We start from the raw sequence: 21,736 nt of genomic DNA, 5'->3' as shown, positions 1-21,736 counted from the left end.
CGTTCTTACCCCCGGAGGCGGGTACGCTCGCCGATAAAGGTTTCGACGGTTTTCAGGTCCGGATCCAGGATATCGAAACGCTCCTCCCTGTTCATCAGGTCAGCAAGCCACGTCGGAAGCGCCGGGTCAATACCACTGGCCGATTTTACCGCGTCCGGGAATTTCGCCGGATGGGCGGTAGCGAGCGTCACCATGGGGGCGGACGGCTTCTCGTGCTTGGCGGCGACGAAGACGCCGACGGCGCTGTGCGGATCGAGCAGATAGCCGGTATCTTTGAGCGTCTTTGCGATCGAGTTGGCCACTTCCTTTTCCGAGGCGCGACCGGCGCGGAACTCCTTGCGGATCGCCTTCAGCGCCTTTTCGCGGATGGTGAAGGAGCCGGACTGTTTCAGCCCGTCCATCGCCGAGCGGATTTCGCCCGGATCGCGGTCGTTCGCCTCGAACAGAAGTCGTTCGAAGTTCGACGAGATCTGGATGTCCATCGACGGCGCGGTGGTCGCCTTGACGTCGCGCATCTCGTAGCGGCCGGTCTTCAGCGTGCGCGCGAGGATGTCGTTCTCGTTGGTGGCGATGACGAGCCTGTCGATCGGCAGGCCCATGCGCTTGGCGACGTAGCCGGCGAAGATGTCGCCGAAGTTGCCGGTGGGCACCGTGAAGGAGATCTTGCGGTCCGGGCCTCCGAGCGCGACCGCCGTCGTGAAGTAATAGACGATCTGGGCCATGATGCGCGCCCAGTTGATCGAATTCACACCCGAAAGCTTGACCCGATCGCGGAAGGCGGCGTCGTTGAACATCGCCTTGACGAGGTTCTGGCAGTCGTCGAAGTTGCCGTTGACGGCAATCGCGTGAACGTTCGACGCCGTCGAGGTCGTCATCTGCCGCTGCTGCACTGGCGAGACCTTGCCGTGCGGGAAGAGGATGAAGATGTCGGTGCGTTCGCGGCCGGCAAAGGCGTCGATCGCGGCACCGCCAGTGTCGCCCGAGGTCGCGCCGACGATCGTGGCGCGCTCGCCGCGTTCGGCAAGCACATAGTCCATCAGCCGGGCGAGCAACTGCATCGCCACGTCCTTGAAGGCGAGGGTCGAGCCGTGGAAAAGCTCCATGACGAAGGCGTTCGGCCCGGTCTGCACCAGCGGCGCCACCGCCGGATGACGGAAGGTGGCGTAGGCCTCGTCGATCATTTCGCGGAACTTGGCCGCCGGGATCTCGCCATTGATGAAGGGTTCGAGCACGGCAAAGGCTATCTCCTGATAGGACTTTCCGCGCAGGCCCCGGATCTCCTTCTTGGAAAACTTCGGCCATTCCTTGGGGAGATAGAGACCGCCATCGCGCGCAAGACCGGCCAGCAGCGCGTCGCAGAAGCCGAGAGGAGCGGCTTCGCCGCGCGTCGAAATATACTTCACCATGATTGTCCTTCGTCCCACCTCAAGGATTGCGGCGACCCTGGGAAACGTCGTCGCGACATGCTCGTCTTATTGCGTCAGTCCCTGACAAAGTCTGCAGGTATTCTTGTCACCGACCCAATTTCCGGCCGCAAATCCAGCTTCGGAAAATTCGGAAGGGACGGACTGACCCAATCGATTTTTCAATTTGTCGCTGCTATAGACGATGCCCGAAGGCCATGAAAGGTCTTCCGGCCGAGAATTCGGTCAAGGAGTTTCAACCGGTCCAGCAGAGGTTGTTCAACGTGTTTGGCAAAGTATCCCGGCCTGTTCTCGCAATATCTTTTCTCGCGGTCCTCGCCGGCTGCAACAAGACGCAAACCGGAGGCGCGATCGACGCAGGCGGCAGTGCCGCCGCTCCGACGCCCGCCGTCATCCAGGCCGCGTGCCCGCAGGTCATCCTGCGTGACGGCACTTCGGTGTTCACCAGCTACGCCAAGGGCGCCAAGAACGACCCGACCAAGGTCGTCTACCAGGCATCGCTTGCCGACACCACGCGCCAATGCGTGCAGAGCGAAGGCGCGCTGACGATGACCGTTGTGGTCCAGGGACGAGTGGTCAGCGGACCGGCAGGCGGTCCCGGCAAGGTCACGATGCCGATCCGCGTTGCGGCGACGGACGAAGACAAGACGCTCTATTCCGAGCTGACCCAGCATCCCGTCGAAATCCCCTCGACCGGCTCCGGGCAGTTCGTCTTCACCAAGGCGAACGTGACGCTGCCGGCCGGCGCCGGCTCCAACGTTACCGTCTATGTCGGCTTCGACGAGGGCCCGCCGGCCAAGGGCAAGAAGAAGTAAGGAGCGGCATCGACCGCGCAAAAAAAACGCCGGGGCTTGCCCCGGCGTTTTCACTTCCGATCTGGTCCGATTACTCGGCCGGGACGCTCTTGCCGCCTTCCCACTTGTAGAGCGAGAACGCCTGCGAGGTGAGGTCGCCGGCTTCGCCGTAGGTCAGCTTGCCGAGAACCGTGTCGATGGCTTCGCCCGACTTGATCGCGGTTGCAACCGCGGTCGCGTCCTCGGCCGAGCCTGCCTTCTCGATGCCGGCCTTCAGCACCTGAACGGCAGCATAGGCGTTGAGCGTGAAGGCTTCCGCCGGGATGTTCTTCGCCTTCAGCGCTTCGACGGCCGGAGCCGACGCCGGGTTGGTGGTCGCGTCGCTGGCGTTGGTGTAGACCGTGCCGGTTGCAGCTTCGCCGCCGATTGCCCAGAACTCGGTGTTCGACAGGCCGTCGCCGCCGAAGATCTGCGCCTTCACGCCCTGGTCGTGCATCTGGCGTGCAAGCAGGCCGCCTTCCGGGTGGTAGCCGCCGAAGTAGACGACTTCGACGTTCTCGGCCTTCAGGCGCGTAACGATGGCGCTGAAGTCCTTGTCGCCCGGGTTGATGCCCTCATAGACGACTTCGGTGATGCCGCCGGCATTGACCGCCTTCTTGAAGCCGTCAGCAAGGCCCTTGCCGTAGGGTGCCTTGTCGTGCAGCACGGCAATCTTCTTGTCCTTGAGGTTCTTGACCACGTAGGCAGCGGCGACTTCGGCCTGCTGGTCGTCACGGCCGCAGGTGCGCAGAACGTTCCAGAGACCGCGGGTGGTGAGGTCAGGCGTGGTTGCCGTCGGCGTCACCATCAGGATGCCGTTTTCGGCAAGGATGTCCGAAGCCGCCATCGACGTGCCCGAGAGAACAGGGCCGACGACGAAGCGAATGCCTTCACCGGCAGCCTGGTTGGCAACCGAAACGGCCTGCTTCGGGTCGCCGGCGTCGTCGAGCAGCTTCAGGACGATCTTCTCGCCATTGATGCCACCAGCCTTGTTGATCTCTTCGGCGGCCGTTTCCGCGCCGTTCTTCACCTGCTCGCCATAGGCCGCGACCGGGCCGGTGAGCGGCGTGATGACGCCAACGGTGATATCGGCGAAAGCGAGCGGGCCGAAGGCGACGCTGGCCGCCAGGGTCAGGCCGGTCAACATTGAAAGACGCATTGTGTTTCCTCCTAAAAATACCCCGATGGGGCTTGCTTGATACGGCCCTCGTGCGCGGCTTCTCGAAAACCGGGAAGATTTTCCAGGGGACGCGATGCCACTGCAATGTGTCATCATGTCCCTCGGCGTCTAATTGGACGTCTGCCGTGTTGGCCGAAGGCTTCTTTCCCGCTCCGGCCGAAAGCCGGAGCGAAAGGGGCATGACGGTGCGCGACCGCCCGCGGCCACTCAGGCCGTCATCGACTCCGACCATTCGGAAAGGGCCGCGATCACGCCCGGCAGCGCCGTCATGCGCGAAATCACCGTTTCCGCGCCTGCTTCGGTCAGTTGGTCGGCATGCGAGGGATGGGTGTGCGAACCGCCGGTAAAGCCGATGACGCGCATGCCGGCGGCGCGTGCGCCGTGAATGCCGTGCACCGAATCCTCGATGACAAGCACCCGCGACGGGTCGACGCCCATCTGCTTGGCGCCGTGCAGGAAGATGTCCGGCTTCGGCTTGACGCGATCGGGACCGAGGTCGCGCGCCGAATAGATGTGCTTGCCGAAATGGTCCTTGATGCCGACCTTGCCGAGCATCATCGCAAGGCGCGCCGAGGTGGAGTTCGAGCAGATGCAGTGGGGCAGATCAAGCTGCAGCAGCATCTGCTTGACGCCATCGATAATCTGGACGTCGCGGGCTAGGCGCTCGTCGAGGATCGTGTCGACCTTGTCGATCAGCGATGCCGAAAGCGGAATGCTTGCTTCCTTCTCGATCTGAAGCAGCGTGTTGTGCCAGGTCATGCCGGCAAAACGCTCCGCCATTTCCTCGACGCTGATCGGATAACCCGCTTCGGTCAGAAGTGCTGCTTCCACTTCCGAGGCGATGATTTCGGAATCGACGAGAACGCCGTCGCAATCGAAAATGATGAGATCGATACCGGTCATTTGGATCAGTTCCCTGGGAGGAGAGGCGCCGCAGGCGGGGGGAGGATCGTTCGCGCGGCGCGGGACTTTCGTACGGCAGAGCTTTATACGATGGCAGGCCAAAGCTCAACCTTTGGAAATTCTCGAAACCGCCGTTTCGCTTGCTCGACAGCTTGGTTTCGCGGCTCTATCAGTAGGCGATGGAAAAGCAGCAGGACGATACCCTCGCAAGTCGCATCAGCAAGGCCCTGGCCGAGCGGATCATCTCCGGCTTGCTGATGCCGGGAGAGCGCTTGCGGCAGGATCACATCGCCGAGGAATTCGGCGCGAGCCACGTTCCCGTTCGCGAAGCCTTCCGGCGGCTGGAAGCGCAGGGGCTTGCCGTCAGCGAGCCGCGCCGTGGCGTGCGTGTCGCTTCCTTTGATCTCAAGGAGGTGCGGGAAGTGGCGGAGATGCGCGCCGTTCTCGAAGTGCTGGCGCTGCGCCATGCGATCCCCCACCTGACGCCGGCGATCCTCGATAGGGCCGAAGCGGCGACGGCCGCCGCCGATACCTCGCGCGACGTGCGCTCCTGGGAGGCGGCAAACCGTGCCTTTCATCGGCTGATCCTCGAGCCCTGCGGCATGCCGCGGCTGCTCGCGGCGATCGACGACCTGCATGCGGCAAGCGCGCGGTTCCTGTTTTCGGCCTGGCGCACGAGCTGGGAGGCACGCACGGACCATGACCACCGCGCGATCCTGGCCGCCTTGCGCGAGGGTAGGGGGGAAGAGGCTGCCAAGATCCTCGAACGCCATGTCGGCTGGATCGGCAAGACGCCGGTCAGAACTGCCGCCGGCGAAACCCGCGAAGCCTTTTCGATCGTTGGATAAGGTCCGCGTCGAGCGGACGACCGCCTATTGCGGGAACAGTTCGGAGAAAGCCTTTTCGCCGTTTGCGGTAAATCGGATGGCGCGGCTGTTGGCCTCGCGCTTCGCCCAGCCCTTGTCGATGAACAGCGTCAACAGCGCTTCGCCCAGAGAACCGGCCAGATGTGAGCGGCGCTCGCTCCAGTCGAGGCAGGTACGGCAGATCGGGCGTCGGGATTTCGTCAGGGCCGAATAGTCGATGCCGAGCGCCTCGACCCGGCTCTGGCCGGCCGATGTCAGTGCCAGATCGTCGCCGCTGATCTCGATCTGCTTTTCGGCCAGCAGGCTGTCATACATGCGCACGCCATAATCGCCGGCGAGGTGATTGTAGCAGACGCGCGCCTTGCGGAGCGCCGGATCCTTCGGCCCCGGCCGGTGCCGGTTCATGCCGCGGCTCGCGGCAAAGCCCATCAGGTTCTCGAGCATCAGGCCGACTTCGTCTTCGGCAAGCTGATAGTAGCGGTGCCGACCCTGCTTGCGCTGGCTGAGCAGGCCGCCGGCTTCGAGCTTGGAGAGGTGGGAGCTGGCGGTCTGCAGCGTGATCCCGGCATGGGTCGCAAGCTCGGTTGCCGTCAGCGCACGGCCGCCCATCAGTGCCGTCAGCATGTTGGCGCGGGCGGGATCGCCGATCAGCGAACCGATGAGAGCGATGTCAGGACCTTCCTTCATACTTCGATCGTAATCGAAGCATCCCCGACAGACAAGCGGGCATAGTCACGTCATCGAAGGCCCGGCGATTTGCCCGGCCACAAGGAGATGACGATGATCACCTGCTTCATCCGCTACGAAATCGACCCCTTCAAGAAGGAGGAGTTCGCCACCTATTCGCGCAACTGGGGCGAGGTCATCCCGCGCTGCGGCGCCGATCTCATCGGCTACTTCGGACCGCACGAGGGATCGGCGACCACCGCCTATGGGGTCTACAACATCGAGAGCCTTGCGGCCTACGAGGCCTATCGCGCCAGGCTTGCCGCCGATCCGCTCGGCCGGGAGAATTATGCCTTTTCCCGCCGCGAACGGTTTATCCTGAAGGAGGACCGGATCTTCCTGAAAAACGTCTCTTCGCCTCACGGGGGAAAGTGAATCATGATTGCCGTCATTTTCGAAGTCCTGCCGGCCGAAGGCCAGCGGGACGCCTATCTCGGCATCGCCGCCGACCTGCGCCCGCTGCTTGACGACATCGACGGGTTCATTTCGATCGAGCGGTTCCAGAGCCTGACCAATCCCGACAAGGTGCTGTCCTTGTCGTTCTGGCGTGACGAGGAGGCGGTGAAGGCCTGGCGCAACGGCGCCGAACATCGCGCCGCCCAGGATGCCGGGCGCCACGGCGTCTTTGCGGACTATCGCCTGCGCATCGCATCCGTGATCCGCGACTACGGGCTGAACGAACGCCATGAGGCCCCCGCAGATAGCCGCGCCTTTCACGACAACAGGTGAAACGCCGTCCGCGACGCTCGAACAGGGCGGCGGGAGGCGGGTGCACGCCCGTTTCCGCCTTTCCCGTCCACTCCAGAAGATCTCTCTAACATAGCGTGACTACGCACTTTTTCGAAACGGCCTTCAGGCTTTGGTAACCATCTTCGGTAACCATAAGCTCCATGATCCGTTCCGAGTAAGCGTATTTGCGAGTTGTCCATGTCTTCAGTTGTTTCGCTTGCCGAAGTCTCCCGTTCCACCCGCCCGTTGGGCTGGCTCGACAGCATCATCAAGGGTGACTGCGTTGCGGCGCTCAATGCGCTTCCCGACAATTCGGTCGACGTCGTTTTCGCCGACCCGCCCTACAACCTCCAGCTCGGCGGCATGCTGACCCGTCCCGATCAGTCGGTTGTCGACGCCGTCGACGACGAATGGGACCAGTTCGCCTCGTTCGAAGCCTATGACGCCTTCACCCGCGCCTGGCTGCTTGCCTGCCGCCGCGTCCTGAAGCCGACCGGCACCCTCTGGGTCATCGGCTCCTACCACAACATCTTCCGCGTCGGCGCGATCCTGCAGGACCTGCACTTCTGGATCCTCAACGACATCATCTGGCGCAAGACCAACCCGATGCCGAACTTCAAGGGCCGCCGGTTCCAGAACGCCCATGAAACGCTGATCTGGGCGACGCCGAACGCCAATGCCAAGGGCTACACCTTCAATTACGATGCGATGAAGGCGGCCAATGACGACGTGCAGATGCGCTCCGACTGGCTGTTCCCGATCTGCTCTGGTCACGAACGGCTGAAGGACGACGACGGCAAGAAGGTGCATCCGACCCAGAAGCCGGAAGCGCTGCTTGCCCGTATCCTCATGGCCTCGACCAAGCCCGGCGACGTCGTGCTCGATCCCTTCTTCGGTTCCGGCACGACCGGTGCCGTCGCCAAGCGCCTCGGCCGCCACTTCGTCGGCATCGAGCGCGAGCAGGACTACATCGACGCCGCATCGGCGCGCATCGACGCGGTCGAACCGCTCGGCAAGGCTATGCTGTCGGTCATGACCGGCAAGAAGGCCGAGCCGCGCGTCGCCTTCAATACGCTGATCGAAAGCGGGCTGATCAAGCCCGGCACGGTTCTGACGGACGCCAAGCGCCGCTACAGCGCGATCGTCCGCGCCGACGGCACGGTCGCCTCCGGCGGCGAAGCCGGATCAATTCATCGCCTGGGCGCCAAGGTCCAGGGGCTCGATGCATGCAACGGATGGACATTCTGGCACTTCGAAGAGGGGAACACCCTGAAGCCCATCGACGAACTCAGAACCGTCATTCGAAATGATCTGGCAAAACTGAACTGATCAACCAGTTCCGCCCGATCCTTCGAAAAGCGCTCCGACCGGTTTTTGTACCTTCAGTCCCGGAAGGAGAGCTTTAAACGCCCGGAATCCTCTTGAGGGGATTCCGGGCGTTTGTATTTCCGTATCAGCCGCTGCGTGATGCTTCGTCTCGTGATCGCAAATGGAAGAGCGTGCGCGGTCCCTTGTCTTCAAAGCCTAAGGCTGCGAGCACAGGCTCGAGGCGCGCTCTTTCATCCTCCTGCAGTTCGACCGTGGCGATACCGATTTCGGGATGAGCGGCAGGAAAGCGCTGAAGCAGGGCGGCGATCATGGCGACCAGCCCGGAAAAAGGGGCCTGGTGTTCGGTGATGGTGATCATCATTTCTGTGCTCCAGACAAAAGCATAGGCCTCGGCGACGACGAGGCCCTGATGCTCCAGCATCTGCGTCAGCAACTCGCCCGCCTCCCTGTCAGCAAAGCTCTGGGCGACCGCGTCCGCGTCCCAGGTCGTGGTGCAGGTCTCGCCACTGCAGTTCGATATTCCCGCGCGTGTCAGGAAATCCACGACCTTTGCGAGGAGATCTTCGGGAAGGGGAATGTGGACGGCGTGGATGATGGCCCCATCCGTCGCGGCTGCGGCCTGCCAGCGCTCGCGGGGCGCTTGCCAGGTCCGGAACAGGTCCCGAAGCACGACCGCACCGGTCATTTCGACGACCTGCTGGTTGAGGGCGGTTGTGCGGGAGTGCCAGATAATGCCCTCTGGCCCTGCCTCGACGGCTGCAAGCCGAAGGAGCTGCGCCAGAATTTCTGGATCGCGCTGATCAGAGGGCGGCATGACCTGCAATCCGGGATCGGCGGCTCTCTCGTCACCGCGTTCGATCGGCGCATGAACAGTGATCCAGCCGGCCAGTTCCGAACCGCGCCTGGCGACGACGAAGCGGTCTGCAGAAAAACGTTCCGCGAACTCTTCCGGCGAAACCTCGTCGCGAAAGCTGGCGTCGGCGCTTGCGTAGAACTCGTTGATCAGCGCATCCTTGGCGGCGCCGTCACGGATTACGGAAAATTCTAAATTATTCATAGAGTACTCCTGCGATACAGCAATCACAGGTAGTGCTGGCGATTCGTGGCGAAATCGTGCCGCCGGACGCAGCGAGGCATCCGGCGATCAGCGGTTCCGCCCGGCCTACGGATGGATGCCGTAGGCTGCGAGGTCGACTTTCAGCTTTTCCGGATCGACGAAGTGGATCGCATGCCAGCCGGCAAGTCTGGCAGCTTCGACATTCGCGATGCTGTCGTCGATGAAAAGTGTCGCCGGCGGATCGAGGTCGAAGGCGCGGGTGTGCGTTTCATAGATGGCGATATCGGGCTTGATCAGCTTGACGTCGCCCGAAACCGTGACGCCGCGCGGGAGCGTCAGGAAGGGGTAGAGAACCTGCGCCTCGCGGAACGTATCGGAGGCGAAGTTGGTCAGCATCGTCACGTCGCGGCCCTCGGCGATCAGCCGCTCCAGGAGCGATACCGTCTCGACATAGGCGTGCGGCACCATCTCCTGCCAATACTTGCGGAAGGCGCGGATGTGCTCCTCGCGCTCGGGGAAGTCCTTGATCAGCAGCGCTTCGGCTTCTTCCCAGGAGCGGCCGCGATCCTGCTCGATGTTCCAGTCATGGGTACATACATTGGCGAAAAACCATTCCCGCTCCGCTTCATCCGGTATGATGCGGCTATAGGGCAGGTTGGGATCGTAGTGGATCAGCACCTTGCCGATGTCGAAGACGATGTGACGGATCTCGATGCTGCTCATGAACGAATTCCCTGCTTGAACTTTCGGAGTTGGAGCGGGACGGGTGGTTCCCGTACCGCGCTAGCGTTCCGCCTTGAAGGCATGCGGGATCGCCTGGGCGATAGCCTTCTTCATCACGGTTGGCAGCGCCTGGGCTTTCAGCGAATGAACCGGTTCCCACCAGCCGTTGCCCTGCGTTCCGGCGCGCGCGACATTGGCGCGGTAGACCGAGAGACGCAACTCGAAATGCGTGAACACGTGGCTGATGGTGCCGCAATCTTCCCAGACCGCCGCAAAGGGCTGGGAGGCAACCGAGGTGTCGCCGTCCTGCCGCGACGTCCAGTCGGTACCGGGCACTTCGGTCATGCCGCCAAGCAGGCCCGTTTCGGCCCGCTTGCGCAGATAGACCGCGTTGTCGGTGTCGATCGCGACGAAGGCGGCGCCGCGCCGGAGCGGCTTGTCCTTCTTCTGCGCCTTGCGCGGAAAGGTCTCCGGGTCGGCGACGGCAAGCGCGCGACAGTGGCCGCGGAAAGGACAGAGCGAGCAGGCGGGCCGTTTCGGCGTGCAGATCGTCGCTCCGAGATCCATCATCGCCTGGGCGAAGTCGCCCGGCCGGTCGCCGGGGGTGAGCGTCGCGACGCGCGCGCGCATCTCGGGCTTTGCCGCAGGCAGCGGCGTTTCGATTGCATAAAGGCGCGAGATCACCCGCTCGACATTGCCGTCGAGCACGGCGCTCCTGCGGTTGAAGGCGATCGCAGCGATCGCGGCGGCGGTATAGTCGCCGATGCCGGGAAGCGACTTCAGCCCGTCTTCGGTGTCGGGAAAGCGGCCACCATGATCGTTCGCGACGGCCTCGGCGCATTTCTTCAGGTTGCGGGCGCGGGCATAGTAGCCGAGCCCGGCCCAGGCCTTCATTACGTCCTCGTTGTCGGCGCGCGCCAGGTCCTCGACGCTTGGCCACAGCGCCAGGAACTTTTCGAAATAGGCCCTCACCGCCTGCACGGTCGTCTGCTGCAGCATGACCTCCGACAGCCAGACGTGATAGGGATTGGCCACAATGCCTCGACGCGCCATGGGCGGCGAGACCCGCCAGGGCAGGTCGCGATGGTGCCTGTCATACCATTCCAAAAGCAGGGGCGCGGCGTTTGCCGCCGGTATCGTATCGTGCATGATTTGCCGGGAGTTCCGTTTCCGGCCTATACTTGGCGAAGCGGAGCCGCGGCATCAAGGCTCAATCGACATTGCCTACAGAAAGTCCATACGTGAGAGAGCAGAAGACCCGGAGGGGCGTCGTCCAGATCAGCGAAGTGGCAAACGGCCTGATCGACCCGGTGCTTGCGAAGCGGGCTGGCATCAACACCATGCTGCTCGGCTCCTGGGACGAAATCGCCGGCGAAGACTTCGCCGATTGCACACGGCCCGAAAAGATCGCCTGGCCGCGCCGCGCCTCCGAGATCATCGGCGAGGGCGGCCATCAGCCGGGCGTCCTGACGGTCGCCTGCGAGGGCGCCCGCGCCCTGTTCCTGACCCATGCTCAGGGCGAATTGATCCAGCGCATCAACGGCTTCTTCGGCTTCTATGCGATCGCGCAGCTGCGCATCGTTCAAAAGCCCGTCTCACAGCAGCCGAAACACCGCGGCAAGCCGAAGCCGCTATCGGGCGAGCCTGCCCGCCGGCTCGAGGCAATGGTCGAAGGCATCGAAAGCGAGGAGCTGAGGGCGGCCTTGCGTCGGCTGGGAACGGCCGTGCTCAATCCGCGGCGTCGCTAGAGCATGTCGCGCAAAAGTGCGCAGCGGTTTTGCGATAACGACATGCCCAAACCAATAACTTAAAGCGCACGGAGCGAATCTGAAAGAGCGCGACGCGCTTTAGGGCATTTGCGCAAACGCGCGCTGTGGTTTTGCGAAAACGACATGCGAGAAGCCAAAAGTTCAAAGCCCGGGGACCAGATCGGTCGAGACGCGTTTTGGCTGGACCATCACCCGGTCACAATTCTTTGAATTCTGTTGACGCCCGGCTACTTGCCGCCCTCTTCGCGGCAAGATATCGAATCCGCACTGCAAATCCCTCCGAACACGGGTCAAATCATGTCCGCTTCCGCAATGAACCTTACCAAACGCCTGCTCAGCGGTGCCGCCATCGCAACCGTAGCCTTGGTGCTTGCCGCCTGCAGCGACGAAAAGAAGGAAACGGCCTCGACTGCACCGGCCGCAACGACCGAAGCCGCCAAGGCTGAAACCAAGCCGGCAACGGACGCGACCACCACCGCATCGACGACCGCGACGCCGGCTACCACCGAAGCGAAGCCCGCCGCAGGCACGGAAGTCGCCCAGTCGACGGCTGCTCCGGTCAAGGTCGAGCTTCCCTCGTCGGAGGGTTCAGTCGACGTCGCCAAGCTGATGGAGCCGGGTGCGCTGCCGGAAATGGCGATCGGCGACGCGAACGCGCCGGTGACGATCGTCGAATACATGTCGATGACCTGCCCGCATTGCGCCGCCTTCCACAACAACACCTTCGAGGCGATCAAGACGAAGTATGTCGACAGCGGCAAGGTCCGCTTCGTGCTGCGCGAATTCCCGTTCGATCCGCGCGCGGCGGCTGCCTTCATGCTGGCGCGTTGCGCTCCGGAGGGCCAGTATTTCCCGATGATCTCGATGCTCTTCAAGCAGCAGCAGCAGTGGGCTGCCGCCCAGAATGGCCGCGACGCCCTGCTGCAGATGTCCAAACTCGCCGGTTTTACACAGGAGAGCTTCGAGGCCTGCTTGACGAACCAAAAACTTCTGGATGATGTGAACTCTGTTATGCAACGGGGCGCCAAGGAATTCGGGGTTCAGTCGACGCCGACCTTCTTCGTCAATGGCGATCACTATTCGGGGGACATGTCGGTTGACGTTATGTCGGCCCTCATCGACAGCAAGCTCTGATCCTTCGCTTTTCCTGAAAACGGGCGACGGCAGCAGCCGTGCGCCCGTTTTTTCGTTTTGCACTGATGGCAGAGGGGGGCGTCCTATCGCCCCAGCGTCGTCCGCATGAAGTTCAACAAGCTCCGCCTGCTGGGCTTCAAGTCCTTCGTCGAACCGACCGAGTTCATCATCGAGCGGGGCCTGACCGGCGTCGTCGGGCCGAACGGCTGCGGCAAGTCGAACCTTGTCGAAGCGCTGCGCTGGGTGATGGGGGAGAACTCCTACAAGAACATGCGCGCCTCCGGCATGGACGACGTGATCTTTTCGGGATCCGGCAACCGCCCGGCGCGCAACACGGCCGAGGTCGGCCTCTATCTCGACAACAGCGACCGTACAGCGCCTGCCGCCTTCAACGACAGCGACGAGATTCAGGTCAGCCGCCGCATCGAGCGCGAGCAGGGTTCGGTCTACCGCATCAACGGCAAGGAGGCGCGCGCCAAGGATGTGCAGCTTCTCTTTGCCGACGCCTCGACCGGCGCGCGCTCGCCGTCGATGGTCGGGCAGGGCCGCATCGGCGAACTGATCTCCGCCAAGCCCCAGGCCCGCCGCCAGCTCTTGGAAGAGGCAGCCGGCATCTCCGGCCTGCATTCGCGCCGCCACGAGGCGGAGCTGCGCCTGCGCGCCGCCGAGACCAATCTCGAACGCCTCGACGACGTGACCTCTCAGCTCGAAAGCCAGATCGAGAGCCTCAAGCGCCAGTCGCGTCAGGCCAACCGCTTCAAGATGCTCTCGGCCGATATCCGCAAGCATGAGGCGATCCTGTTCCATATCCGCTGGGTGCAGGCCAAGGAGGCGGAGGCCGAGGCGACAAGCCAGCTCAACCAGGTGACGGCGCTGGTCGCGGAAAAGGCGCAGATGCAGATGCAGGCGGCCAAGGACCAGGCGGTCGCCAGCCTGAAGCTGCCGGAGCTGCGCGAGAACGAAGCGAGGTTCGCCGCCGCCCTTCAGCGCCTGCAGATCGCGCGTTCGCAGCTCGAAGAGGATGCCGGCCGTATTCTCAGGCGCCGCGACGAATTGCAGCGCCGCCTGGCGCAGCTTGCCGAGGACATCGCCCGCGAAGAAAGGCTTGTCGTCGACAATGCCGGCATTCTTGCCCGCCTCGACGCGGAAGAAGCCGAACTCGGCGACATGCTCGCCGAGGCCGACGACCGCGCAACGGAGGCCCGCGAGCGGCTGGAGGAAGCGAATGAAAAGCTTGCCGATAGTGAAGCGCTGCTGGCGCGATTGACAGCCGAACGCGCCGAGGCGCAGGCCGGCCGCAACCAGCTCGAGCGGACGCTGCGTGACCTCTCGGAGCGCCAGGCCCGGCTCGCCCGCCAGCTTGGCGAGCAGTCGCGCGATCTCGATGAACTCGACCGCCAGATGGCGGCCCTTCCCGATCCGCACGAAAAGCAGGGCCAGGTCGAGGTCGCAGAGGCAGCACTTGAAGAAGCCGAGAGCAATGTGCTCGCGATCGAGGAAAGCCTCGCCGAGGCGCGGCGTATGGAGGTCGAGGCGCGTCAGCCCGTCGATCGCGCCCGCGCCGTGTTGAACGGCATCGAAACCGAGGCACGCACCATCCGGCGCATGCTCGAGGCAGTCGCAGGCGGCGCCTATCCCGCCGTCGTCGAGGAGATGAAGGTCGACCGCGGCTTCGAGACCGCCTTGGGCGCGGCCCTCGGCGACGATCTCGACTCTCCGCTCGAAACCGACGCGCCGGCCCATTGGCGCGCGCCAGGAGATCATGCGGGCGACGGCGAGCTGCCTGAGGGTGTCAGCCCGCTGATCGCGCATGTGAAGGCGCCGGATGCCTTGACCCGCGCGCTGAAGCAGATCGGCATCGTCGCAAGCGAGGCGGATGCGGAACGGCTGCTGCCGCTGTTGAAGCCCGGCCAGAGCCTCGTCACCAAGCAGGGTTCCGTCTGGCGCTGGGACGGGCACGTCACCGGCTCCGAGGCGCCAAGTGCGGCCGCCTTGCGGCTGGCCCAGAAGAACCGGCTGGCCGAGCTCGACGCCGAGGCAGAAGGTGCCGAGGAGGCGCTCAACCGCGCCGAGGCCGAACTGGCGGCGGCCGGCAGCCGCATCCGCGCCGAAGACGAGCGGCTGCGGCTCTCGCGTGATGCGCAGCGCATGATCACCCGGCAGCTCGCCGAAGCACGCGATGCCCTTGCTGCCGCCGAGCGCGCCTCCGGCGATCTTGCCCGCCGGCGTGCCGTGCTTGCCGAATCGCGCAGCCAGATCGAGGCCCAGGTCGAGGAAGTTGCCGAGCAGATCGAGACGGCAAACGATGCGCTGGCCGACGCGCCTGATCTCTCGGAACTGGAGCTGAAGCTGCGCACCCAGACGGCCGATGTCGCCGCCGATCGCGCGTCCGTTGCCGAGTTCCGTGCCGCCCATGATGGCCTGGCGCGCGAAAACGAGGCCCGCCAGCGGCGCATAGCCGCGATTGCCAATGAACGGCAGACCTGGAAAGCGCGCGCGGCGAGCGCCGAGGAACACATCGCCACGCTGCGCGACCGCGAGGCGGAAGCCCGCGACGAGGTCGAAGAGCTGATCGACGCGCCCGACGAGTTCGAGGACAAGCGCCGGGCGCTGATGAACGAATTGCAGAAGGCGGAAGCGGCACGCCGCGAAGCGGCCGATCTCCTTGCCGAGGCCGAAAACCGGCAGCGCGAGGCAGATCGCCAGGCCGCGACCGCGCTTTCCGAACTGGCGGAATCGCGCGAAAAGCGCGGCCGTGCCGAGGAACGCCTGGTCTCGGCCCGTGAGCGTCGTGTCGAGATCGAGGCACGCATCCAGGAGGCGCTCTCTTGCGCGCCGCATGAGGTCATGCGCCTGACCGGGCTTGCCGTCGACGAGGCGCTGCCGGACATGCGCAACATCGAGCGCGAGCTCGAGCGGCTGAAGATCGAGCGCGAGCGGCTTGGTGCGGTCAACCTGCGGGCCGAAGAGGAGCAGAAGGAGCTTTCCGAAAAGCTTGCTCTTCTCTTGAAGGAGCGCGACGACGTGATCGAGGCGATCCGCAAGCTCAGAAGCGCCATCCAGAACCTGAACCGGGAAGGCCGTGAGCGGCTGATCGCCGCCTTCGATGTGGTCAACGTCCAGTTCCAGCGGCTGTTCACGCACCTCTTCGGCGGCGGCACCGCCGAATTGCAACTGATCGAGAGCGACGATCCGCTGGAAGCGGGCCTCGAAATCCTCGCTCGTCCGCCGGGCAAGAAGCCGCAGACGATGACGCTGCTTTCGGGCGGCGAGCAGGCGCTGACGGCCATGGCGCTGATCTTTGCCGTGTTCCTCACCAATCCGGCGCCGATCTGCGTGCTCGATGAAGTGGACGCGCCGCTCGACGACCACAATGTCGAGCGCTACTGCAACCTGATGGACGAGATGGCGGCTTCGACCGAGACCCGCTTCATCATCATCACCCACAACCCGATCACCATGGCGCGCATGAACCGCCTGTTCGGCGTGACGATGGCGGAGCAGGGCGTATCGCAGCTCGTCTCCGTCGACCTGCAGACGGCGGAGCGTCTGCGCGAAGTGGTCTGAACCTACTCGAACTCAAGAACAAAACTGCTGGTGCTGTCGAGCGGCCCCATATCGTCCCAGGTCGTCACCCGGAGCGATCTTACGTCCGCCTTGCCCTCTCGATGGGCATAGTACATTCCGACGTCGTCGCCTTGCTTGTTCTCGTTCGGCATGTTGGCAAACCACTTCGAATAGACCATGGGTTCGCCGTTGTCCCAATGCCAGCCGCCCCGCGGCTCCTTGCCCTGAGGTGCCTGGGCGAGTCCAATCCACGGACCCATTTTATAGGAGACGGAGCCGCGCGGATCATAGCCGGAGTTGAAGAAGCTCTCGTCCGAGTTGAAGAGCGAGGCAACGAATTCGTTCTCCGCTTCCGAAGAGATCGTCGCCAGATGCGCGCCGCAGAGCTTGGTCCAGAATTGTGCCGTGGAGGCTTGAACGTAGACGGGCGATTGGACGGCGACGTAGAGGTGGCTCTGGAACATGCCATAGACCATGTGGTAGTGCGGCAGGCAGCCGACAGCCTTCAAGACACGCGCGTCGGTTTCCAGCCCTCTCAGGTCGTCGATGTCGTATTCGCGGGGTTTGGTGGCGCTGTAGATGCCGTCGACGTTCGGCGAAGGGCGAGTGCCCGTCGGTGCCGTCGGCCGCCACCTGCCCGGGTGCTGCGGCAAAGGCCACGAGCGTACCACCGCCTTGTGTTTCGATCGGCGCCAGCCCTCTGATCGCGGCGCCGCGCGTGGCACCTTCCACTTCGCGCGTCAGCCGCTCGGCGAGCGGATTGTTGCGGCAGGCATCGAGGAAGACCAGCGAAATGCGGGCGCGTTTTTCCAGCGCATTGATGATCTCGGACAGCGCCACGGTCTCGGCCGGCACGTCGAACTCGCTTTCGAGCCTTGCATCGGTACCGACGAGGAAATTCTCTCCATGCAGCTGCATGCCATGTCCGGCATAGTAGAACAGGGCGACATCGTCAGGGCCGATCTTTCGGGAAAAACTTGAGAGCGCGGCGGCAAGTCCCTTCCGGTCGGCGTTAAGCAGCAGGTTCGTTTCAAACCCCTGACCCCTAAGGAACGTGTCGAAGGCTTCGGCGTCGCGTGCTGCGTTCGGCAGTGCCCCGGCCACGGTGTAGTTCGACATGCCGACGACCAGCGCCAATCGCTTTCCGCTTCCTTCAGCCGACGCACCGTCTGCGACACATAAGATCGCCAGGAGAGACAAGGCAGACAGGATGAGGGACAGCAATCGTGTGCGCCATTCCATGACTTATCTCCGGGGCCAGGGCTCCAAGACTGAAACGGATTGCTGACGGGTTGCCGGTGAAAGCGTCTCCGTCGCGCATTTATATTAGATAATTGTTATGTAGTCGGCAATCGAGCCGCCTGGCCATGGCAAGCCGGCAATGCCGGGATCAGGGGATGTCATGGCGCGTGCACCGGTGCCTTTGGCGGAAAATTCGCCAATATGTTGGCCTGTTACATAAAATGATGCGTTGCAACATAAATCTTCGCCGGGTGCATTTTCAGGCTGAAGCATATACTGTAGATCGTCATCAAAGACTGTTTCTGGGTGGAGAGCAGGCATGACGAAATGGGTTTACACCTTCGGTGGGGGCAAGGCCGAGGGACGTGCGGGTGATCGTGAACGCTTGGGTGGCAAGGGCGCCAACCTTGCCGAAATGTGCAATCTCGGCTTGCCGGTGCCGCCGGGCCTGACGATCATCACCGATGCCTGCAACAGCTTCTTCGACAATGACAGGCAGATGCCGGATGGCCTGCGCGATCAGGTGCGCGAGGGCATCAACCGGATGGAAGAGGTGACCGGTCGTGTCTTCGGCGACACCAGTCGTCCGCTGCTGCTTTCGGTTCGCTCGGGCGCGCGCGCGTCAATGCCCGGCATGATGGACACGGTTCTCAACCTCGGTCTCAACGACCAGTCCGTGCATGCGCTGGGCCACGATGCCGGCGACGCCCGCTTTGCCTGGGACAGCTATCGCCGCTTCATCCAGATGTATGGCGATGTCGTCATGGGCGTCGATCACGACGTCTTCGAGGAAATCCTCGAGGACGAAAAGGCGCGCCTCGGGCACGAGCAGGATACCGAGCTTTCGGCGGTGGAGTGGCAGAGCGTCATTGCCCGCTACAAGGAAGCGATCGAGGAGGCGCTCGGCGAACCCTTTCCGCAGGATCCGGAAGTGCAGCTTTGGGGCGCGATCGGCGCCGTGTTTTCGAGCTGGATGAACCCGCGGGCGATCACCTATCGCCACCTGCATGCCATCCCCGCCGCCTGGGGGACTGCCGTCAACGTCCAGGCGATGGTCTTCGGCAATCTCGGCAATTCCTCGGCGACCGGCGTTGCCTTCACCCGCAACCCCTCGACCGGGGAGAACGAGCTTTACGGCGAGTTTCTGGTCAACGCGCAGGGCGAAGACGTCGTTGCCGGCATCCGCACGCCGCAGAACATTACCGAAGCGGCACGCCTTGGCTCCGGCTCGGAGAAGCCGTCGCTCGAAAAGCTGATGCCGGAAGCCTTCGCCGAGTTTCGCTCGATCTGCGATACGCTGGAACGACACTATCGCGACATGCAGGATCTCGAATTCACCATCGAGCGCGGCACGCTCTGGATGCTGCAGACGCGTTCCGGCAAGCGCACCGCCAAGGCGGCGCTGAAAGTCGCGGTCGATATGGCGGAGGAGGGGCTGATCTCCGAACAGGAGGCCGTTGCCCGCGTCGATCCCGCCTCGCTGGACCAGTTGCTGCACCCGACCATCGATCCGCATGCGCGCCGTGACATCATCGGCTCCGGGCTGCCGGCTTCGCCGGGGGCCGCGACGGGCGAGATCGTCTTTACCTCCGAGGAAGCGGTGCAGGCCGACAAGGAAGGCCGCAAGGTCATCCTCGTGCGCGTCGAGACCAGCCCGGAAGACATTCACGGCATGCACGCCGCCGAAGGCATCCTGACGACCCGTGGCGGCATGACGAGCCACGCGGCCGTGGTTGCCCGTGGCATGGGCACCCCTTGCGTTTCCGGCGCCGGCAGCATCCGCGTCGACCTTCGCAACGAAACGCTGACGGCCGGAAGCGTGACGCTCAGAAAGGGCGACATCATCACCATCGACGGTTCGTCGGGCCAGGTGCTGAAGGGTGCGATCGCCATGCTGCAGCCGGAACTTTCCGGCGACTTCGGCAAGATCATGGCCTGGGCCGATGCCAGCCGCCGCATGACCGTCAGGACCAATGCCGAAACGCCGGCGGATGCACGCGCGGCGCGCTCCTTCGGCGCCGAGGGGATCGGCCTCTGCCGCACCGAGCACATGTTCTTCGAGGACGACCGCATCAACGTCATGCGCGAGATGATCCTCGCCGACGATGAGGCCGGTCGCCGACTGGCGCTCGCCAAGCTCTTGCCGATGCAACGCTCGGATTTCGCCGAGTTGTTCTCGATCATGCACGGCTTGCCGGTAACGATCCGCCTGCTCGACCCGCCGCTGCACGAATTCCTGCCGAAAACCGACGAGGAAATCGCCGACGTGGCGGGCGCCCTTTCGCTCGACCCCTCGGAACTGCGTCAGCGCGTCGACGAACTGCACGAGTTCAATCCGATGCTCGGCCATCGCGGTTGCCGGCTGGCGATCTCCTATCCCGAGATCGCCGAGATGCAGGCGCGTGCGATTTTCGAGGCGGCGGTCGAGGCCGCGCGGGAAACCGGGGCCGCCGTTGTTCCCGAGATCATGGTGCCGCTCGTCGGCCTCAGGGCCGAACTCGACTACGTCAAGGAGCGCATCGATGCGGTGGCGAAGGACGTGATCGGCGAGGCGGGTATCGGCATTGACTATCTCGTCGGTACCATGATCGAGCTCCCGCGCGCGGCACTGCGCGCCGGCGTGATCGCCGAGGCGGCCGACTTCTTCTCCTTCGGCACCAACGACCTGACGCAGACGACCTTCGGCATCTCGCGCGACGACGCCTCGCAATTCCTGGCGACTTACCAACAGAAGGGCATCATCGAGCAGGATCCCTTCGTCTCGCTCGATTTCGACGGCGTCGGCGAACTGATCCAGATTGCGGCCGAGCGCGGTCGTCGGACCAAGAACGGGCTGAAGCTCGGCATCTGCGGCGAACACGGCGGGGATCCGGCCTCGATCCGTTTCTGCGAAGACGCCGGCCTCGACTACGTCTCCTGTTCGCCCTTCCGCGTACCGATCGCCCGGCTTGCCGCCGCGCAAGCCGCGATCAACGGCAAGGGGTGACGGTTATGCCAGCGCCGTTCGCACGGCGTTGGCTTCGTCACGATGCTTGCTTCACCTGGCCTGAACGATCACCGGTCGCGAGACGATGACCGGCCGGTCCCAGCCCCACATCATCATGTCGTTCTGGTAGCGGAAGGCGCGCGATTCGGCGCGGCGGTCGAGTTCGATCCGCTGCAGGCAGGTGGCAAACGCATCGGTGCCGCGGCGGAAGCCGTAGGACGCGCAGGTATTGCCGTCGGCGATGCGCCGTTCCTCCGGTGTCATTGTCTGGCATGCGGTCAGAAGAAGCGCGGCTGCGATAAGGATGGACAGGCGGGTCATCATGGCTCTCGCGCCTCCTCGGCGCAACCGGGTCGTGTGAAGTCGTGCCGGTGGGTGTCTCGTCGTGAGCAACCAGGCGGCACGCCGCTCAACGCCTCGAATCACAATCAATATAGGGACTTGTATCGAGAAGCGAAACGAACGGCACCAATTCTGTGCCGGGTTCCGGTTGCACGCCAAGGTATTCGCCGCTGGTCGCCGATGTGTCGGAGCCTTGTCGGAGGGATGTCGGAGTGATCCCGGCGCGGTGGTCGACCAGGACAAGCTTCACCGTCGCTGGCGGTCTCGCTACGCCCAGGGGCGCGGTTCAAATTTTCCCGGTGCGGGCCTGGCGCGTCACATGCGTTCGAGCACGCCGACAAAGGATTCGGCGAATCGTTCGAGGTCGCGCGTTGTGTCGCTCGGATGCTCGATGCGGACGGCTCTGCCCTGGTCGTCAAGGCAGGCAAACAGGATCGAAGCGTCGCCGTCTGCAGCGCCCATACGAAGGACGGCAATGTTCAGGCAGTCTTCGATCAGATCCGAGGCTGGCAAGGCAAACAGGAACTCGCCGCCGGCCTTGTCCGCGACGGTGCGCACGAAGCTGGTAAAATCGGCATTGTTACCGGAGAAGCCGTCGAGGGAGAGTTCGAGCTCGATGAGCCCCATGGGGATGCCGCCGTCTCCCGCAGGAAGAACAGAGGGAGCGGCGATGGCCACGGCTGCCTGCGATGCGCCCATGTCGGTTCTCCGTCGATTGCCGCGCGCCTTGCTGGATGTCGCGCGCTGGCCGTTGCCTCCGATTGAAACGCCGCGTGCCATCGAATCCCCGGCGCGCGGGCACATTCCCATGTGTTGATAGGTGGTTAACGAGAATGGCGATTTTGCGGCGAAGCTTGAGGGAGGCGCCTCGGCGCGGTGTCGGACTGCCGCATTGCCTGTTTCCTCGGCACGGGGCATGGTCTAAG

20 protein-coding genes and 1 pseudogene are annotated in these 21,736 nt (G+C 63.7%); 9 read left to right on the top strand and 12 right to left on the bottom strand.

From position 1 onward, the window contains the following. Positions 1-5: 5 nt before the first annotated feature. On the bottom strand, positions 6-1,406 hold the full coding sequence (thrC, locus tag C1A35_RS13155; protein ID WP_104664768.1) for a threonine synthase: 1,401 nt from the start codon (positions 1,404-1,406) through the stop codon (positions 6-8). A gap of 281 nt (positions 1,407-1,687) precedes the next feature. Between thrC and C1A35_RS13150 the strand changes: the two genes are divergently transcribed. Then, entirely contained in the window at positions 1,688-2,239 is a 552-nt protein-coding gene (locus C1A35_RS13150; protein WP_104665051.1) for a hypothetical protein, read from the top strand. A gap of 70 nt (positions 2,240-2,309) precedes the next feature. On the opposite strand, the gene C1A35_RS13145 is transcribed toward C1A35_RS13150, so the two are convergent. Both C1A35_RS13145 and C1A35_RS13140 read right to left on the bottom strand, forming a co-directional pair. Next, a complete protein-coding gene (locus C1A35_RS13145) occupies positions 2,310-3,416 on the bottom strand; it encodes an ABC transporter substrate-binding protein (protein WP_104664767.1) in 1,107 nt (368 codons plus the stop codon). A gap of 228 nt (positions 3,417-3,644) precedes the next feature. After that, positions 3,645-4,340: an HAD family hydrolase gene (locus C1A35_RS13140; protein ID WP_104664766.1), complete on the bottom strand. Its 696-nt coding sequence runs from the start codon at positions 4,338-4,340 to the stop codon at positions 3,645-3,647. Between the two features lie 179 nt (positions 4,341-4,519). On the opposite strand from C1A35_RS13140, the gene C1A35_RS13135 reads away from it, so the two are divergent. Next, positions 4,520-5,188, top strand: coding sequence for a GntR family transcriptional regulator (locus C1A35_RS13135; RefSeq protein WP_104664765.1), 669 nt, complete (start codon positions 4,520-4,522; stop codon positions 5,186-5,188). Between the two features lie 24 nt (positions 5,189-5,212). On the opposite strand, the gene C1A35_RS13130 is transcribed toward C1A35_RS13135, so the two are convergent. Next, positions 5,213-5,893 (bottom strand): ArsR/SmtB family transcription factor, encoded by a 681-nt coding sequence (locus C1A35_RS13130; RefSeq protein ID WP_104664764.1) that lies wholly within the window; start codon positions 5,891-5,893, stop codon positions 5,213-5,215. 93 nt (positions 5,894-5,986) lie between these two features. On the opposite strand from C1A35_RS13130, the gene C1A35_RS13125 reads away from it, so the two are divergent. The 3 genes from C1A35_RS13125 (at position 5,987) to C1A35_RS13115 (ending at position 7,990) form a co-directional block, all read left to right on the top strand. Beyond that, on the top strand, positions 5,987-6,307 hold the full coding sequence (locus C1A35_RS13125) for an NIPSNAP family protein (protein WP_104664763.1): 321 nt from the start codon (positions 5,987-5,989) through the stop codon (positions 6,305-6,307). Positions 6,308-6,310: 3 nt separating this feature from the next. Continuing rightward, entirely contained in the window at positions 6,311-6,661 is a 351-nt protein-coding gene (locus tag C1A35_RS13120; RefSeq protein WP_104664762.1) for an antibiotic biosynthesis monooxygenase family protein, read from the top strand. A gap of 198 nt (positions 6,662-6,859) precedes the next feature. After that, positions 6,860-7,990, top strand: a complete 1,131-nt coding sequence (locus C1A35_RS13115) for a site-specific DNA-methyltransferase (RefSeq protein ID WP_104664761.1) — start codon at positions 6,860-6,862, stop codon at positions 7,988-7,990. 124 nt (positions 7,991-8,114) lie between these two features. Here the strand turns inward: C1A35_RS13115 and C1A35_RS13110 are convergent, their stop codons facing one another. From C1A35_RS13110 to mutY, 3 genes are all read right to left on the bottom strand, one after another. Next, positions 8,115-9,074, bottom strand: coding sequence for a hypothetical protein (locus C1A35_RS13110; protein ID WP_158665063.1), 960 nt, complete (start codon positions 9,072-9,074; stop codon positions 8,115-8,117). Positions 9,075-9,152: 78 nt separating this feature from the next. Next, positions 9,153-9,770 (bottom strand): HAD family hydrolase, encoded by a 618-nt coding sequence (locus C1A35_RS13105; protein ID WP_104664759.1) that lies wholly within the window; start codon positions 9,768-9,770, stop codon positions 9,153-9,155. Positions 9,771-9,830: 60 nt separating this feature from the next. Continuing rightward, positions 9,831-10,919, bottom strand: coding sequence for an A/G-specific adenine glycosylase (gene mutY, locus C1A35_RS13100; RefSeq protein WP_440271521.1), 1,089 nt, complete (start codon positions 10,917-10,919; stop codon positions 9,831-9,833). Between the two features lie 92 nt (positions 10,920-11,011). Here mutY and C1A35_RS13095 point away from each other — a divergent pair, with 92 nt between their 5' ends. The 3 genes from C1A35_RS13095 (at position 11,012) to C1A35_RS13085 (ending at position 16,240) form a co-directional block, all read left to right on the top strand. After that, positions 11,012-11,518 (top strand): DUF721 domain-containing protein, encoded by a 507-nt coding sequence (locus C1A35_RS13095; RefSeq protein WP_104664757.1) that lies wholly within the window; start codon positions 11,012-11,014, stop codon positions 11,516-11,518. A 318-nt stretch (positions 11,519-11,836) separates the two neighbouring features. Next, positions 11,837-12,673: a DsbA family protein gene (locus tag C1A35_RS13090; protein WP_104664756.1), complete on the top strand. Its 837-nt coding sequence runs from the start codon at positions 11,837-11,839 to the stop codon at positions 12,671-12,673. Between the two features lie 105 nt (positions 12,674-12,778). Beyond that, complete coding sequence (locus tag C1A35_RS13085; RefSeq protein ID WP_104664755.1) at positions 12,779-16,240, top strand: chromosome segregation SMC family protein; 3,462 nt, start codon at positions 12,779-12,781, stop codon at positions 16,238-16,240. 2 nt (positions 16,241-16,242) lie between these two features. Here the strand turns inward: C1A35_RS13085 and C1A35_RS13080 are convergent, their stop codons facing one another. The 3 genes and pseudogenes from C1A35_RS13080 to C1A35_RS35935 all read right to left on the bottom strand — a co-directional run bounded on the left by C1A35_RS13080 (position 16,243) and on the right by C1A35_RS35935 (position 17,803). After that, entirely contained in the window at positions 16,243-16,749 is a 507-nt protein-coding gene (locus tag C1A35_RS13080) for a lectin-like protein (RefSeq protein ID WP_234822861.1), read from the bottom strand. 142 nt (positions 16,750-16,891) lie between these two features. Beyond that, positions 16,892-17,359: pseudogene (locus tag C1A35_RS37270) on the bottom strand (caspase family protein); the annotation flags it as partial. 207 nt (positions 17,360-17,566) lie between these two features. Next, on the bottom strand, positions 17,567-17,803 hold the full coding sequence (locus C1A35_RS35935) for a hypothetical protein (protein WP_158665061.1): 237 nt from the start codon (positions 17,801-17,803) through the stop codon (positions 17,567-17,569). On the opposite strand from C1A35_RS35935, the gene ppdK reads away from it, so the two are divergent. After that, a complete protein-coding gene (gene ppdK / locus C1A35_RS13070; protein ID WP_104664752.1) occupies positions 17,802-20,468 on the top strand; it encodes a pyruvate, phosphate dikinase in 2,667 nt (888 codons plus the stop codon). The genes C1A35_RS35935 and ppdK overlap by 2 nt on opposite strands. Positions 20,469-20,519: 51 nt before the next feature. On the opposite strand, the gene C1A35_RS13065 is transcribed toward ppdK, so the two are convergent. Further along, the gene (locus C1A35_RS13065) at positions 20,520-20,792 is read right to left on the bottom strand and encodes a hypothetical protein (protein ID WP_104664751.1); all 273 of its coding nucleotides are present in this window, start codon (positions 20,790-20,792) and stop codon (positions 20,520-20,522) included. A 333-nt stretch (positions 20,793-21,125) separates the two neighbouring features. Next, positions 21,126-21,728 carry a hypothetical protein gene (locus tag C1A35_RS36715; RefSeq protein ID WP_234822860.1) on the bottom strand — a complete coding sequence of 201 codons (603 nt, stop codon included), beginning with the start codon at positions 21,726-21,728 and terminating at the stop codon, positions 21,126-21,128. Positions 21,729-21,736 lie beyond the last annotated feature (8 nt).

Origin of the sequence: Ensifer adhaerens (assembly GCF_002940685.1) — a bacterium.
In the GTDB taxonomy this organism is placed as follows: domain Bacteria; phylum Pseudomonadota; class Alphaproteobacteria; order Rhizobiales; family Rhizobiaceae; genus Ensifer; species Ensifer adhaerens_E.
Note: the sequence above shows the minus strand (reverse complement) of the source record. Positions and strands in the feature narration are given on the sequence as shown.

What these genes read in the sequence shown, in the direction of transcription:
- thrC (WP_104664768.1), bottom strand. Translation starts at nt 1,406, where the DNA reads ATGGTGAAGTATATTTCGACGCGCGGCGAAGCCGCTCCTCTCGGCTTC.
- C1A35_RS13145 (WP_104664767.1), bottom strand. Translation starts at nt 3,416, where the DNA reads ATGCGTCTTTCAATGTTGACCGGCCTGACCCTGGCGGCCAGCGTCGCC.
- C1A35_RS13140 (WP_104664766.1), bottom strand. Translation starts at nt 4,340, where the DNA reads ATGACCGGTATCGATCTCATCATTTTCGATTGCGACGGCGTTCTCGTC.
- C1A35_RS13135 (WP_104664765.1), top strand. Translation starts at nt 4,520, where the DNA reads ATGGAAAAGCAGCAGGACGATACCCTCGCAAGTCGCATCAGCAAGGCC.
- C1A35_RS13130 (WP_104664764.1), bottom strand. Translation starts at nt 5,893, where the DNA reads ATGAAGGAAGGTCCTGACATCGCTCTCATCGGTTCGCTGATCGGCGAT.
- C1A35_RS13125 (WP_104664763.1), top strand. Translation starts at nt 5,987, where the DNA reads ATGATCACCTGCTTCATCCGCTACGAAATCGACCCCTTCAAGAAGGAG.
- C1A35_RS13120 (WP_104664762.1), top strand. Translation starts at nt 6,311, where the DNA reads ATGATTGCCGTCATTTTCGAAGTCCTGCCGGCCGAAGGCCAGCGGGAC.
- C1A35_RS13115 (WP_104664761.1), top strand. Translation starts at nt 6,860, where the DNA reads ATGTCTTCAGTTGTTTCGCTTGCCGAAGTCTCCCGTTCCACCCGCCCG.
- C1A35_RS13105 (WP_104664759.1), bottom strand. Translation starts at nt 9,770, where the DNA reads ATGAGCAGCATCGAGATCCGTCACATCGTCTTCGACATCGGCAAGGTG.
- mutY (WP_440271521.1), bottom strand. Translation starts at nt 10,919, where the DNA reads ATGCACGATACGATACCGGCGGCAAACGCCGCGCCCCTGCTTTTGGAA.
- C1A35_RS13090 (WP_104664756.1), top strand. Translation starts at nt 11,837, where the DNA reads ATGTCCGCTTCCGCAATGAACCTTACCAAACGCCTGCTCAGCGGTGCC.
- C1A35_RS13085 (WP_104664755.1), top strand. Translation starts at nt 12,779, where the DNA reads ATGAAGTTCAACAAGCTCCGCCTGCTGGGCTTCAAGTCCTTCGTCGAA.
- ppdK (WP_104664752.1), top strand. Translation starts at nt 17,802, where the DNA reads ATGACGAAATGGGTTTACACCTTCGGTGGGGGCAAGGCCGAGGGACGT.
- C1A35_RS35935 (WP_158665061.1), bottom strand. Translation starts at nt 17,803, where the DNA reads ATGCCTGCTCTCCACCCAGAAACAGTCTTTGATGACGATCTACAGTAT.
- C1A35_RS13065 (WP_104664751.1), bottom strand. Translation starts at nt 20,792, where the DNA reads ATGATGACCCGCCTGTCCATCCTTATCGCAGCCGCGCTTCTTCTGACC.
- C1A35_RS36715 (WP_234822860.1), bottom strand. Translation starts at nt 21,728, where the DNA reads ATGCCCCGTGCCGAGGAAACAGGCAATGCGGCAGTCCGACACCGCGCC.